The organism is Microcoleus sp. S1D4 (assembly GCF_036700765.1).
Classification (GTDB): domain Bacteria; phylum Cyanobacteriota; class Cyanobacteriia; order Cyanobacteriales; family Microcoleaceae; genus Microcoleus.
Genome location: NZ_JAUBPP010000011.1, coordinates 113,088 through 127,034, shown reverse-complemented (window position 1 = coordinate 127,034; position 13,947 = coordinate 113,088). Strand labels below are relative to the sequence as shown.

Here is a 13,947-nt window from a genome sequence, read left to right as displayed (position 1 = left end):
CTGACAAAATTGGGAATAGTTCGATATTTGTCCAGTTTTGTCAGGTCAGAAAACTGCGGCGCGATACAAGTTTTATAAATTATTATTACAAGCTCGCGGAGATTGATCCTCAAAAAATGTCGCCAACACTTTCTGCGAGCAGATGGTGGCAATTACTTATATAATGCCCGCTTATATCGTGTCTTGTCGATCGCCATAACAACGATTCGTAGTGTTCACTTTAGTCCACTCTCCGGCTGCGGACTTTAGTCCGCACGCGCGAGCAAATTTTAATGCTAGCTCATCAGGATAGGCTCGGATACACCGTCTTAATTCAATGGCTTAGTGGAGTTCTCACAAAACTTGTTATCTACAATTGCAGAATTGATGCTGACAGCCTGCATTGATGACGCAACGATTTTGTTTTGCGGAACTACAACTGTCTTTTTACACACAAGTTCGCTGCTGCCTACAGAGGCAAAGTTCCAAGCATAAAATTCGGGATTGCTTACTGTTGCACTGGCGGGACGCAAACCAAATGCTGTCACTAATACTAATCCCAAAGTTAATAAAGCTACGATCGCAAATCTCACCATATTATTTTTTTGAATCTAAAAATTCACCAGCTCAGGATTACCTTATTATTGCCCGATCGCCCTCAAAGCGTCAATAGCCATCAATCGATTTGAGATTTTAGATACTTCGGCTTGCTTCGGCTACGCCAGCCGACAAGTCTAGAGGGTACAAGTTTTAGATTTTAGATTGATTTGCAAATCCATCTTGCATATAAAGTTTGGGGCGGCCCGCGATGAGTGTCGGGGGCTTGTGTCTGTTTTTGGGCGGGGGTTATAGGATTTGAGATTAAAAAACTTGAGCTGCATCAATATTCGATATTTGATCGCCCTTTTAACCGCAGATTTTAAACGGATAAACACCGATAGACGCAGATCGTTCCATGACTGAAAGCGATGGAGTGCAACTCGATTCTCAAGAATTGAGGATGATTGACTGGATATGGATTAGGAATTGCCCGACAGTTGTATAATTTGGAGAAAATTGTGTTATAATCTCTTACTTTGCTGTCAGATTCAATTCGTAGGCGATCGGCTCGGATGACTGAGAAACCACTACGAATTCATAAAAACCAGTATCATCCAGCAATCCCGACCAACTTTGATCCTCTGCATCTTGCAGCAAAGCTCTAGCTTTGGTGGTTCTCCCAGGAGAATACATTGACAGCAGAGTAGATTTTGGCGGCGCTTGCAAATTTACGCGCAAAGTTTGATTTTGAGCTAACCGCGCAATATATGCTTTGCCTTCTCCGGGTTTGAGATTACCTGTGAGGGTTTTGCTGTTAGCTCGGCTGTCAAATTCTACGCTTTCGAGAGTTGCTCCTGCTTGCAAAGCTGCGAGGGTGTCGGCGGTGATTGCTTGCCAAATTTGTCCGATCGGCAAACCGATGATATTGCGATCGCGCGGCTGTCGCGGAAACCAATAAAAGAACTTAGCATCAGCCAAATCGTACAAAGCCCGACTGCTCAAATTCAGCTTGTTAACCTCTATTTTCCAGCGATCGATATCGGCAGTATCGTAACTCCCCAACCTGGCTCTAGCGTCGCTGCTGAGGTTTTGGAGTTTGTCGAGCAACTCGTCGCCGATTTTCTGCCACCTTTCGCGCCACAGGCGATCGTCCTCACCTTCTTTTAGCAGTCGCCCACCCAATTCTGGGTATTTGGCATAGAAATTTTCGTCTACAAGGTTGACGTAACCGCTATAGAATCGATCGTCAATTCCGAGCCTTGAAAAGCGATCGCGCAAAACATCTTCTTGCTGCTGCTTCGGGCCCCGAGTTTGGGGAATTTTCTGCACTTTTGATTGCAGGTTTAACAAATAATTGCCCGCAAACCAGCCAACTCCCCCCATACCAACAAGCACCACTACCACAAACAAAACCATTTGCCAAGCAGGCATTTTTTGCTGGTTGTTAATAGCGGCTCGCACAGGAATTCCCGGCAGTGTTGGGACTGGGGCGGGCATGGGTATGGGCGATCGATCCGGCGACGGCGCGGGCGCAAAATTTGGGGACGGCTGCGGTGGCTGTAAAGGCGGATTGCCGGAGAGAGCGAGCATTACCTCGCGAGCCGAGGAGTAACGCTGGTTCGGCCCGTGAGCGAGCATTTTATCCAACACTAGGGACAAATTGGGAGATAGAGAACATTCTGCCCGCCAGTTCCAATTCAGCGTCTGGCTGTCGAGCAACTGATGCGGTTCCTTCCCCGTCAGCAACACCAAAACTGTCGCCGCCAGAGCGTACAAGTCGCTGTGGGGATTGACGATGCCCATTTGCATCTGTTCGACGGGAGCATAGCCGAGCTTGCCGATGCGAGTTGCGGGGGCGGGAGTACCGTTAGCTTCGGCAAACAGAGATTCTACGGTGGCTGCGACTTGTTTTACTCCGCCGAAGTCAATCAACACCGGCATTCCGTCAGACAAGCGCAGAATCAGGTTGTCTGGGGAGATGTCGCGGTGGATCACTCCCAGAGAGTGAATGTATTCGAGCACTGGCAAAATCTGGAACAGCAGTTGATTGATTTCTGCTTCTATGAACCGCAAACCCTGACGCTTGCGGGCATCCAGCAGGAAGCGGTAGGTTTGGCCCGGTACGTAGTCTTGGACGAGAAATAGGTAGCCTCGATCGCTAATACTGACTCGAAACAGTTCGCGGAAGCGCGGGATTTGATTGTGTTGCAGCTTGTAGAGCACTCCGGCTTCTCGCTCGAAGAGTTCCTCGGATTTTTGTAAGGCGTAACTTCCGTGCACTTGGGGCGCAAATTCTTTTAAAACGCAGGGTTCGTTAAATCGGTGGGCATCTTCAGCTAGGTAGGTGCGCCCGAAGCCTCCGTGTCCCAATTCGCGGACGATTCGGTAGTGGTTGTTGAGAGTTATGCCGGGGTAGATGGGATTGTTCATTGAAGCTTGCTGCGTCGGATTTTTACGCTTGACTGAAACTGGGAGTTTTGGCCGATCGCGCTAATTAATCTTGACATAGTGTGTGAGTGTTGATTGACCGATCGCCCGCAACGGTCATCACCTGCGGTTATTGTTGTTCAAAAAGGCGGTTGCGGGCGCGCCAGTTGGTCGGCTGTGCGATTTTGGCGACCTCGAATACACCAAGCCATCAACCGTTTTTTTTGCGAGGAACCGATCGCTAAATTGTATCGGGGTCAATATTTAATTCTCGCAGTTTCGCGGCCAGGCGATCGGCTCGTTGAGCCTCCCTTTCTGCAACCTCTTCTAAAGTAGGAACCAGCTCCCCTTCAGCCGTAAAAAAGCGCAATTTTTCCCCACAAATTCCCAGACTCAAATCGAGCTGCTGACTCCGCAGATGCCCGAATTCGTTAGGTGCGATTGCTTCATATTCCCCGTCAAGTAAATGAAACCCAGCTAACTCTAAAGTTTCTGGATCGAACCAAAAGTAATCGTGAGTGCGGAAAGTATCTTGATAGAGTTGTTTTTTAAAGTTTTTGTCTATATTCGCTGTTTTGGGCGACAGGATTTCAACGATAATATTCGGGTACTTTCCCTCTTCATCCCAAACAACCCAGCTTTTCCGAGTTTTTCGTTCAGTTCCGAGTACCACAAAAAATTCTGAGCCTCGGAAGTCCTTCGATTTGAGTTGCTTGGAACAGTAATAAAGGGTGAGGTTTCCCGCAGCATAGAAATCATTTCTATCTCGCCACAGCCATTCTAGACAGTTGAGCAGTAGGATTATTTGTCGCAGGTGCAGTTCTGTTTCTACGGAATGTTCATCACTATATAAATCGTCGGGCGGAAAGATAAAGTTTTCCGGTATCTCTTGTTCTGGTATTTCTTGGGTAGTAGTTAATTCTGCCGTTGCGGACATGGCTGCTGGGTGAGGAGTAAGAGGTTATCTGTCTATTTTAGCAAGCTTTTGATATCTCTGCCGAGGACTAGACCTCTTGCAAAAGTCAAATTCACCCCCCGCAAGTCCCCCCTTATTAAGGGGAGAAACAAGAATCATCTTGCTCCCTCCCCGCGGGAGGGGAGGGTTGGGGTGGGGGACTTTGGATTTTTGCAAGAGTTCTACTATTCTGAAATCCCGATCGCGCTTTTGTCTAAAAACGCGATCGAACCCCAAACAATTAGTCTTGAAATATTAGCAATTACCCCTTGATTGCGCGTCAGATTCTCTGAGAGCCGCCAGAATTTCCGGTCGTTTCATGCGCGCGTATCCCGGCAATTTCCGGTCTTTGCCGAGATCCTTTAACCGCCTCAGTGAAAGAGCCTCGTAGTCTTCCTCTTGGGGCGGAAACGGCAACTGCAACTGCAACTGCGGTAGCTGAGGTTTTTGCTGCGCCTTCGACTGCTTCTGACGCTGCGCCTTCGGCTGCTTTTTACCCTGTATTTGCGGCGGTATTTCTGAGGGCGTCGCACCGTCGGAAAGTTGGCTGCGGAGTGTAGCGATTTGATTTTTGAGATCGCTTTCTACATCTTCAATCGCCTCGGAAACAAACTGATTAATAATTTGGACTGTGCGTTTTAATTTTATTGACAGCAGCTTTTCTAGTTCATCCAACTGGATCGACGCACCTGCCAGATTTGTCTCAGAAATTACCGCCGATTTCGGAGAATTATCGCTCCCCGACTGTTCATTTTTTTTAGCCAATTTATCTACCTTTTCGTGAAATGTTTTTTCAACTTGTTCGAGCCGACGCTGAATTTGTTCTATTCTGTCACTCTCAAAATTAGGCTGAATTAGAGCTTTTAGTTGCTTTTTTAGTAAATCTTCATTTTTTTTAACAGATTGTTCTATTTGTTTAGTTAGACTATCGATTTTTTTTTGAAATGACTGCTCAAATTGTTGCAGTAGAGTCTCAAGTTGTGAGGTTTTCTGAGTCGGTTGCGGAGCTAAATGTTCCATTTCCGATCGAGCAGCAGCTACCTCCTCATCCGTCATTTCAAAAACCCAAGCCCACATTTGCTCGGTGCCGAGTTCTTTCGCAACAATACACCAATCTGAGCCGCAGATTACTTCATATTCTTCTTCGTTGCTGTAAGCTTCTGTAGGACGTACAATTAAAGGAATTAAGTTGCTACCTTGCTCAATGAGGCTTCTTCTGAGAGCTTCGCGGCGTTCGCGAGGGATTTCTCTCCCCTCAGTCTCAGGTACCGCAATTTGCGAAGTATAAATCTGACTGTGACTAATTGGCTTAATCCGTAAATATTCAACTATTCGGTTTTGATCTTGCGATCGATCCATCTTGTTACAAGTCCCCTTTTGTCATCAAAATTATGGTGTTTGGGTAATTATGTATATTTGCACTTTACAGCCTGCGTTTTGAGTGATGCGAGATTAACCCAAGAACTCTCAGCCATAAGGTGCGAGACAAACACCTTAGCCAGACTGTGCGCTCAGGAGGACATATCGCCGCAGTGCTTTACTGTGCCGCTGGCTGTGCGGTGAGAACCCGGGCGATCGACAAAACAGACTGCAATTCCTAAAAAAAAGCGACTGTGATGAGTTTAACTGGCTGTGGGACACAAATGATACACCGCTTTACTCATCTTTACTTTTTTTCGAGTTAGGGCGAGCCTCTGCGAGGACTTCGCTAACAGGCTGACGTTGCGAGTTGCGATCGCGATTCTGCCAGAAATAATCTTCTTTTGCTTTTTGTACAAAAGATGGTATAAGAATATTAATGGCGATGGAGCTCGCCAAAACCGCCTGAAGCGTCATTCTTTCCTTGCGTTAATTGAAAGACTAAAAGGCTGATGGCTCCTACTTTTCTGGCTTGCTGCCGGAGAGTGGGGCCGTGAAAACTTCTCACTAACTTCTCAAAGCTAGCAAGCCTTTGTCCATACTCAGGATCTGGAGAAAGGAATCTCATGTTAGCTAGTGTGCTGTGGATTTTATTCATGGGCTTTTTTACGGGTCAGATTTCCCGTCACTTAGTTGCTCAACCTTTGATTGGAATGATTTTGGTGGGGATAGTTTTAGGGCCGCAAGTTAGTGATATTTTTAGTCAAGAAGTGCTGAAATCGGCGGATAATCTACCAATTGTGGCAATGACAATTATCCTGATGAAAAACTAACAGCATTAAGTCCTACTATATTGTTAGCAGCAGTGGATACTTATCCCTTTTCTACAAAAGTTTTGTTCGAGGCAGCAAGCCTAGCGCGTCGTGTTGATGGTGAAGTAATTGTGTTCTACGTCATTAATATTGTGGAAAAAGAAGCTGTAGAATAACTGGGCGATCGCACTCAAAAATTACTTTCAGATATCCGTCATCAATTTATTAGCATTAATGCCTCCGTTTCAGAGGAAATTATTCGCGTCCCTCAAGATTAGACTTGCATTACCAAAGTCATAAACTATCTTGAAAAGCATCTGCATCGATATGTGTTGCATCTGCTTTTCATTAGCGTTTAATTTATCGATCGAAGATTTATACAAGAGGTCTAGTATGAGGTGACAGAGATTGTGATGAAAAAACGGGGACATAGACTTTGCGAACAGGTGTTATATCAATTCCGGTTGCACTCATACATGATGTTAACTGTTAACTGTTAACAGTGAATTTACTATTCCGATGAAAAGAGGATTTGATATTAGTCAGTTTTGGAGCGCAAACGACGAGAGTAAAATAGTTTGATTTCCCGTGATTCTGGGAGAATATCGCAAAAATCAACCCTGATTTGGTGATATTTGCAACAGAGGTTTCGCTACTTTAATATTCACCAAAATCGAATTCAAAAATAGGAATTTTTTTTATGAAATGGTTTGAGCAATTTGAGCAATTCATTGCCTTAGTCAAAATCAGTAAGTGGTTCATCATTTCTTGTCTAGTTGGTATTCTTTCCGGCTTAGGTTCTGCTGCTCTCCTAGCATCTTTAGAGTGGGCAACAAATTGGCGAGAGTCTCATCTGTGGATTATTGCCTTATTGCCCCTGGCTGGATTCTTAAGTGGTTGGATTTATGATCAATATGGAAAAAATGTAGAAGCTGGAAATAATCTTTTACTCGAAGAGATTCATAACCCGAAAAATATTATTCCGTTGCGGATGGCTCCGATGGTACTGCTAGGTACAGATATGACTCATTTATTTGGGGGTTCTGCAGGTCGTGAAGGGACAGCACTGCAAATTGCTGCATCACTAGCCGACCAATTAACTAAAATATTCCGCTTTAAACACGCTAATCGACGAATTTTATTAATGTCTGCTCTCAGTGGTGGATTTGCTTCCGTTTTCGGAACTCCCTTAGCTGGAACTATCTTTGGTTTAGAGGTTTTAGCAATTGGAAATATTCAACATGATGCTCTTTTTCCCTGTTTAGTTGCAGCAGTTGTGGGCGATCGCGTTACCTTAGCATTGGGTCTGCATCATACAGCATACCGCCATGCTACCTTTGTACCCACCATGACTCCAATGGGGCTAATTTCTGCAATTATCGCTGGTGCAATCTTCGGAATTGTAGCGATGATTTTTGCCAGACTCACTCATCAAATAAGCCACTTTTTTAAATCAAAAATATCCTATCCTCCTTTTCGTACTGCGATCGGTGGTGCGATTGTCGCACTGAGTGTGTGGGCGATTGGATCGACTAAATATATCGGTTTGGGTATTCCTACTATTGTCGATGCGTTTAACACTCAGTTACCGCCTTGGGATTTTGCTGCAAAAATAGTGTTAACTGCGTTAACTTTAGGGGCAGGTTTTAAGGGAGGGGAAGTGACTCCTCTATTTTTTATTGGTGCAACATTAGGCAATGCTTTGTCATTAATTTTGGCATTACCAGCACCTTTATTGGCAGGAATGGGATTTGTTGCTGTCTTTGGCGGTGCGGCGAATACACCGATCGCCTCAACTTTAATGGGAATTGAACTTTTTGGTCTCGAATCGGGGGTATTTATTGCGATATCCTGTGTGATGAGCTATGTTTTTTCAGGTCATGCCGGCATTTATAGTTCACAGCGAATTAGTTCGAGTAAATACTCTTTTATGTCAATGCAAGAAGAGTTAAAGTTGCAAAATCATGCAAATAATAATTCTTTCGATGCAGAAAAAACTATCAAGTAGTCGCGGCCGTTAACTTTATTTGAGATGGTTCGGTTAATCGCATATGCTGATTACGGATCCTACGCTGTTAAATAAACCCGCGATCGCGATGCTAGTCGCTTTGGTATTAGTTATTTGGCTGGAAAACGCTAAAAAGCAAATCTGTTGAGCAGCAGGTTGGTTTTTAATCGCGGTTTATCCAGTCTTGCTGATGGCCATGTTTTGCTATGAAAGGCGATCGGGCAGTTTCAAATTTTGTCGGATAGGCTAGAAGCCCGCCCCAACAATGCAATTGCAAGTGATAAGTATTTTTGCCCTAGTCAATTACCTGTCAAAAATCAGGTTTCAACTAGGATTTCAACTCTTGTGGGGCGAGCTTCTAGCCTGCCCCAACAATGAAATTTAAACAGATCACAGCATATGAGTATTTTGCCAATAATCAATAATTTTAATCATTGTTTTGTCCGTTAACCCCTTAATGCGTTCCACCACATTAGCAAAGGACACAAACGGGCGCACATCTCGTTCTTTAAGTATTAATTGTATCACCGGAGCCTTCAAAAACGTAGTGGCTTCTAAACTCGCTTTCAGTTGAGCTTTATCTTGAGTATTCAATGCCTCCAAAAGCGGCATCGAACCTGACAAGCTCGGTGTAACAGATTCCAGCTCTACCGCCGGAGGTTTTGCAGCTTCACTCTCTAATTTCAACCGCTCAATTCTGCGATCCAGCCCAGCCTCAATTAACAGAGGTAATTGTTGGGAAAATAAATTTTCAACTTCTTGTATTCTCTCAGCCAACACCTGTTTTTCGCGGGCGTGTTCCGCCTTCAATTCATTGATTTGATTTTCTAACCTAGCTTCAATATTAATCAACCGCTGCTCAAAACTCGATGGTGGTTCCGAAACCGGATTTTCACCCACACTTTCAGTTATAGATGACTCTTCGGGAGTTGCACTTTCACCCCTACTCTCACTGACAGCGCCGCTTCTGAGAATTTCCAGTTGTGCGAGGAGAAGTTCTTCATTTTCTGGTTCCAGAATGAATGCACCGATTGTCTCGCCCTTGAAAGGTTCAATTTCCTTTGCTCTCGCCGCCGCGTAGAATTCAAAATTTCCATCTACTATTTCGTAGGAATCCATACCCGTGCGGCGAACAATTATCGGATTAATCAATCCTCCCAAATTTAAAATCAGTCTCGCTAATTTCTCCAAATCCGGCTGAGCAAAATTGGAAGAAGGCACAGCAGATACAATCTTTTTCACCGCAACCAGCGACGGAAATAATTTTTTCATTAATTTTTACCTGTTTTTTCCAAAACTTCTACTGCTAGCATTTCAAATTCTTGAGCAGCGATGGAATCTGGCTTAAAGTCCAGTACCGAAATCGGATCGGAAATTTCCATATCTCCCACGATTTGAATTTGTTCTGCACACTTAGCCAAATCATCTCTCTCGTAAATCACGCTGTCCATAATTTCAATACCGTAACGTTGGGGAATTGTTTCCCGCCGCTTCGGCAAACTGTACTGTACAAATTTAGCATTTGTCGAGATTTTGCAAGGCAGAACTCCTAAAATTGCTAGAGGTTTCTTGCCAATTTGTTTCTTGAATCCATTAACTTTTTTAATAAAATCCTTGACATTAATCAGTCCTTGATTGGCAAAGGGTTTTAAGTCAGAAGGAATAATCAAATAATCCGCAGCAATCAGCGCCACTCTCGCATAAAAGTTCAAAGACGGCGGCGTATCAATCAGTACAATATCGTACTTGTCTTGAACTTCCGCTAGTTTTTGAATTAAAATCATGCGGCTGTAATCTAGTTGATTTAGTTCCGTTTCGTAGTACATTAAATCGATGTGGGAAGGAACCACATCAATGGCGGGATTGCAAAAATTAGACTTGCGTGCTACTTCGGCTATTGAATAAAAATCTTCTGATTGTAAAATGTGAAGAATATTGCTATCTTTCAAATCGTCTTGTTCTTCATCATCAAATTTTACCAAGCCAGTTGCAAAGGTTGTATTTGCTTGACTGTCTAAGTCGATGACTAAAACTTTTTTACCTTCCTTGCTCAGCGCTGCCGCTAAATTGACTACTGTTGTAGTTTTGCCAACGCCGCCTTTGTTGTGGTAGACTGCAATTATTTTCATAGTATTTGGCTTATTAGAGGAAACAGTTACATCTGATTGAACTTGCAGATTAAATGCATTATTTTCAGGTATTTTTTGGGGTTCTGAGATGTCACTTGACTGTGGCTCTGAGGTGGCGAGATTGTCCGGTTGTATTGATACTTCGTTAATTAAATCAGGAATTAATAAATCAATATTACTATCTTCCTGTTCGAGATTTTCTGGAGCTTTTAGAGATTTTAAACTATCTCTGCCAATTAAAGCGATAATTTCATCAAGTCTAGTTTCTAGCTCTTCTCCGGCACACTGAAAAACTAGCTGAATATCATCGCTGACTTTTTCGTAAATTCTAATTTCTTTAGCGTTAGTTATGACTCCGTAGCGAATGCTTAAACTTGTTAAGTAACGCTTCAGTCTCCTGACGTGACGGTCTAATTTTTCCTTGGGATGTTTGGCTTCGATGACTATACTCATCTGCGAGTCTGCATCGAGCATTAAGGGGATGTATTGGATGCGAAATGAGAGGAAGTCTAGGCGAATATTCCCAAAGGCGATTTCTTGATGCCAACTGTCGGGGGTATAGCCCAGTTTTGGCAACAGATAAGTGACAATGAGTTTGCTTTCTACTTCGCTTTCGTTGCGACAGTTATTAGGATTAAAACTCAAGGGATTTTATAAGTTGTTAATTGTTAGTTGTTAATAGTTAGTTGTTAGGTGTTAGTTGTTAATTGTTAGTTGTTAGTTGTCATTGGGAATTGGGAATTGGGAATTGGGAATTGAGAATTGGGAATTCGTAGCAAATAACCAATAACCAATAACCAATAACAACTAACCAATTCCCAACAACTAATGACTGCTGACTATTTGGTTTGAGCGTTAACTTCCTCTAATGTCAGATAGCCGCCTGCGGGATTGTACAGGTGACAGTTGTCGGCAATTCGCTTCATTAAAGACCAAGAAAACTTGGTTTCGTAGAGATGAGGTTGCCAGTTTTCCTTGAGGCTGCTGTGGGCGAGGCGCAAGTTGTACCAGGGTATCGCTGTTGAAAGGTGGTGCGGAACGTGGACGTTAATGTCGTGACACAAAAACTCTACCCAGCGGGGATAGTCGCAGTGAACTGTTCCCGATAGTTGCGCTTGGGCTTCGTTCCATTCTGCTGCTGGTTTAAAGGAAATGTCTGGTGCTGTGTGGTGAACAATGGTGAAAGTGCTCATCCAGAAATGGTAAACCATCCAGGGCAGCAACCAAAATTTGACAAATCCCCAAATGCCTGTGGTGGCAATTAATAGCGGAAATCCGATCGCAGCACCGATTAAAACTACCAAAACTGAAAACCGCACTTGTTCGCGCTGTTGACCTTTGAAGCGCCACCACATGAAGTGTACTTTTGCCCAGTGGGCGATCGAGCCAACCCACCACATCGGGCCGAAGATTAAACTATAAGCTATTTGTAAAGCTTTGGGTGCAGCAGCATAGTCGGCTGCTGTCATCGGCTGCCAAGCATTATCTTCGCCAATTTTGTTGGTATGCTTGTGGTGATAATTGTGTCCGTGCCGCCATGCGTGGAACGGGAAAATTAAGGGCAAAAATGCCAGATGTCCGACTAAATCGTTTACCCAGCGGCGGTTAGCAAATGACCGGTGGCCGCAGTCGTGGCCGATGACAAAAAAACCCGTTAATCCGGTACCGGTGAAAATCCACATCAGGGGCAGTAAATACCAAGGTGATACTGCTATGCCAACATAACCGACAGCTACTAATAAAACGTTGACGATGACTTTTGTCCAAGCTTTGCGGGGGTTTTTGACAAACACTTCGCGCGGCAGGGTTTTGAGAATATCTTTGAGGCGCAGGTTGGAAGTGTCACTTGCGGATGTCAATTTTAGTGGTTTTTCGATCGATGCTGTCATAAATTGATTTCGATTCTCCGTATGCCATGTGGATGGCTTAACAAAATTAACGCAGTACAAAAGCACAGTAAAATATCAGCTCGCTGTCAGCTAGGGACAGACGAGTTGAACAACAGGCAGGGGCGTTTTAGAAAATGCTAGCTATCGCTAGCCGCCGTTGATAATGGCTAGCGCTTTTGGTTTAAAAAACACTCAGGTTAACTGGGGTTAACAAAACTTTACTTTTTATACCACAGGGGCGGCACAATTAGCACGAGTTGTCACTACTAATTGCCGTTGCTGACAACAGAATTGTGTTCGATCGCCAATTGAGAGCAAGCAACAGAGCGCTGCTGTTTGAGAGTTTGTACCTGCAACAGCAAGGAGTCAATTTCCGCTTGTAAGTGCAGGAACTTAACTTGCTGATCGGCTTGGTAGGGGCACTTCACCAAATCTAATTTGCGAGTCAAGCAGGTCGATCGGGCAGAAGGACTAGCCGTTTCGGGATGGCTCGCGGTGATTTGAGGCCGGGAAAGAGTGGATGAATTATTTGACATTAGTAATTGAGTAGACATATCTACGCATTCACACCATTAAGTTACTTTAACCTGAACCGATCGTATTAAACATCAAATTAACCGATCGAGCTAAAATTAGTGTAAATTCTTTGGCCATTGCCTAAAACCATTGACATCGTGACCCCGATCCTACCTGCTACTGACTCTGCTACTCACTCCGCGGCTAACTCCGCTGCCCCTGCAGCCTCGCCGAAACGCTACGGTTGGCCTGGCTTGATCGAAGCTTATCGCCCCTACCTGCCGGTGACGGAAACCACGCCCGTAGTGACGCTCCAAGAAGGCAACACTCCCCTGATTCCAGCACCGGCGATCGCCTCTCTCATCGGTAGAGAGGTGCGCGTCCTGGTCAAATACGACGGCCTCAACCCCACTGGTAGTTTCAAAGACAGGGGGATGACAATGGCAATTTCCAAAGCCAAGGAAGCCGGCGCAGAGGCAGTAATTTGCGCCAGCACCGGCAATACTTCCGCCGCTGCGGCAGCCTACGCCAGACGCGGCGGAATGCGGGCTTTCGTGCTGATTCCCGAAGGATACGTCGCTTTGGGCAAGTTGGCGCAAGCCTTGCTTTACGGTGCCGAAGTAATTGCGATTGGGGGAAACTTCGATCGAGCCTTAGAAATCGTCCGCGAAATGGCCGTCAGCTATCCCGTGACTTTAGTCAACTCCGTCAATCCTTACCGCTTAGAAGGGCAGAAAACCGGCGCCTTTGAAGTAGTGGACGCTTTGGGCGACGCGCCCGACTGGCTGTGCATTCCCGTGGGAAATGCGGGAAACATCACAGCATACTGGATGGGTTTTTGTCAATACCACCAAGCAAAAAAATGTTCGCGCCTGCCGCAGATGATGGGATTTCAAGCAGCCGGAGCAGCGCCGTTAGTAACCGGCAAAGCGGTGGCGAACCCGGAAACCTTGGCGACAGCAATTCGGATCGGCAACCCTGCTAGCTGGAAACAGGCGATCGCCGCTTCGGAAGCCAGCCGTGGCAGTTTTAGTGCTGTTACGGATGAGGAAATTCTCGACGCTTACCGCCTGCTAGCATCCCAAGAAGGGATTTTCTGCGAACCCGCAAGCGCCGCTTCTGTAGCCGGTTTGCTGAAGGTAAAAGACCAAGTTCCGACAGGAGCGACAGTGGTTTGCGTACTCACCGGTAACGGCTTAAAAGACCCGGATACAGCAATCAATCACAGCAATAACAAATTCAAACAGGGAATTGCTCCTAGTTTGGATGCTGTAGCTGGGGCGATGGGATTTTAAGAAGGAAGTTCGGCAACGAGCAATGTACGGGATGTAAC

At 45.0% G+C, this 13,947-nt stretch carries 13 protein-coding genes and 1 riboswitch; of the genes, 4 read left to right on the top strand and 9 right to left on the bottom strand.

Annotated features, from left to right (window positions below; all coding sequences use genetic code 11):
* Positions 1–308: 308 nt before the first annotated feature.
* From QT998_RS13865 to QT998_RS13845, 5 genes are all read right to left on the bottom strand, one after another.
* Positions 309–575, bottom strand: coding sequence for a hypothetical protein (locus QT998_RS13865; RefSeq protein ID WP_194070777.1), 267 nt, complete (start codon positions 573–575; stop codon positions 309–311).
* Positions 576–1,050: 475 nt separating this feature from the next.
* On the bottom strand, positions 1,051–2,949 hold the full coding sequence (locus tag QT998_RS13860) for a serine/threonine-protein kinase (protein WP_333114912.1): 1,899 nt from the start codon (positions 2,947–2,949) through the stop codon (positions 1,051–1,053).
* A 238-nt stretch (positions 2,950–3,187) separates the two neighbouring features.
* Positions 3,188–3,883 (bottom strand): Uma2 family endonuclease, encoded by a 696-nt coding sequence (locus QT998_RS13855; protein ID WP_333114914.1) that lies wholly within the window; start codon positions 3,881–3,883, stop codon positions 3,188–3,190.
* A 273-nt stretch (positions 3,884–4,156) separates the two neighbouring features.
* Positions 4,157–5,260: a Rho termination factor (modular protein) gene (locus QT998_RS13850; RefSeq protein ID WP_194070781.1), complete on the bottom strand. Its 1,104-nt coding sequence runs from the start codon at positions 5,258–5,260 to the stop codon at positions 4,157–4,159.
* A gap of 297 nt (positions 5,261–5,557) precedes the next feature.
* Entirely contained in the window at positions 5,558–5,737 is a 180-nt protein-coding gene (locus tag QT998_RS13845) for a hypothetical protein (protein WP_333090631.1), read from the bottom strand.
* Positions 5,693–5,789, top strand: a riboswitch (Fluoride riboswitch). It overlaps the preceding gene by 45 nt.
* A 97-nt stretch (positions 5,790–5,886) precedes the next feature.
* Here QT998_RS13845 and QT998_RS13840 point away from each other — a divergent pair.
* From QT998_RS13840 to QT998_RS13830, 3 genes are all read left to right on the top strand, one after another.
* On the top strand, positions 5,887–6,093 hold the full coding sequence (locus QT998_RS13840) for a hypothetical protein (RefSeq protein ID WP_333114916.1): 207 nt from the start codon (positions 5,887–5,889) through the stop codon (positions 6,091–6,093).
* A 32-nt stretch (positions 6,094–6,125) separates the two neighbouring features.
* Positions 6,126–6,248 (top strand): hypothetical protein, encoded by a 123-nt coding sequence (locus QT998_RS13835; protein ID WP_333114917.1) that lies wholly within the window; start codon positions 6,126–6,128, stop codon positions 6,246–6,248.
* Positions 6,249–6,772: 524 nt separating this feature from the next.
* On the top strand, positions 6,773–8,080 hold the full coding sequence (locus QT998_RS13830; RefSeq protein WP_333114919.1) for a voltage-gated chloride channel family protein: 1,308 nt from the start codon (positions 6,773–6,775) through the stop codon (positions 8,078–8,080).
* Between the two features lie 390 nt (positions 8,081–8,470).
* On the opposite strand, the gene QT998_RS13825 is transcribed toward QT998_RS13830, so the two are convergent.
* The 4 genes from QT998_RS13825 to QT998_RS13810 form a co-directional block, all read right to left on the bottom strand.
* Positions 8,471–9,352: a ParB/Srx family N-terminal domain-containing protein gene (locus tag QT998_RS13825; RefSeq protein WP_333090635.1), complete on the bottom strand. Its 882-nt coding sequence runs from the start codon at positions 9,350–9,352 to the stop codon at positions 8,471–8,473.
* Positions 9,352–10,854 (bottom strand): AAA family ATPase, encoded by a 1,503-nt coding sequence (locus QT998_RS13820; RefSeq protein ID WP_333090636.1) that lies wholly within the window; start codon positions 10,852–10,854, stop codon positions 9,352–9,354. The genes QT998_RS13825 and QT998_RS13820 overlap by 1 nt, the downstream gene beginning before the upstream one ends.
* 194 nt (positions 10,855–11,048) lie before the next feature.
* Positions 11,049–12,098 carry a fatty acid desaturase gene (locus QT998_RS13815; RefSeq protein ID WP_194067409.1) on the bottom strand — a complete coding sequence of 350 codons (1,050 nt, stop codon included), beginning with the start codon at positions 12,096–12,098 and terminating at the stop codon, positions 11,049–11,051.
* A gap of 266 nt (positions 12,099–12,364) precedes the next feature.
* Entirely contained in the window at positions 12,365–12,652 is a 288-nt protein-coding gene (locus QT998_RS13810; protein ID WP_194009179.1) for a hypothetical protein, read from the bottom strand.
* A 120-nt stretch (positions 12,653–12,772) separates the two neighbouring features.
* On the opposite strand from QT998_RS13810, the gene thrC reads away from it, so the two are divergent.
* The gene (thrC, locus tag QT998_RS13805) at positions 12,773–13,909 is read left to right on the top strand and encodes a threonine synthase (RefSeq protein WP_442921553.1); all 1,137 of its coding nucleotides are present in this window, start codon (positions 12,773–12,775) and stop codon (positions 13,907–13,909) included.
* Positions 13,910–13,947: the final 38 nt, after the last annotated feature.

Coding starts and splice junctions, on each gene's coding strand:
- QT998_RS13860 (WP_333114912.1), bottom strand. CDS start 2,949: ATGAACAATCCCATCTACCCCGGCATAACTCTCAACAACCACTACCGA.
- QT998_RS13830 (WP_333114919.1), top strand. CDS start 6,773: ATGAAATGGTTTGAGCAATTTGAGCAATTCATTGCCTTAGTCAAAATC.
- QT998_RS13865 (WP_194070777.1), bottom strand. CDS start 575: ATGGTGAGATTTGCGATCGTAGCTTTATTAACTTTGGGATTAGTATTA.
- QT998_RS13850 (WP_194070781.1), bottom strand. CDS start 5,260: ATGGATCGATCGCAAGATCAAAACCGAATAGTTGAATATTTACGGATT.
- QT998_RS13815 (WP_194067409.1), bottom strand. CDS start 12,098: ATGACAGCATCGATCGAAAAACCACTAAAATTGACATCCGCAAGTGAC.
- QT998_RS13845 (WP_333090631.1), bottom strand. CDS start 5,737: ATGACGCTTCAGGCGGTTTTGGCGAGCTCCATCGCCATTAATATTCTT.
- QT998_RS13840 (WP_333114916.1), top strand. CDS start 5,887: ATGTTAGCTAGTGTGCTGTGGATTTTATTCATGGGCTTTTTTACGGGT.
- QT998_RS13810 (WP_194009179.1), bottom strand. CDS start 12,652: ATGTCTACTCAATTACTAATGTCAAATAATTCATCCACTCTTTCCCGG.
- QT998_RS13825 (WP_333090635.1), bottom strand. CDS start 9,352: ATGAAAAAATTATTTCCGTCGCTGGTTGCGGTGAAAAAGATTGTATCT.
- QT998_RS13855 (WP_333114914.1), bottom strand. CDS start 3,883: ATGTCCGCAACGGCAGAATTAACTACTACCCAAGAAATACCAGAACAA.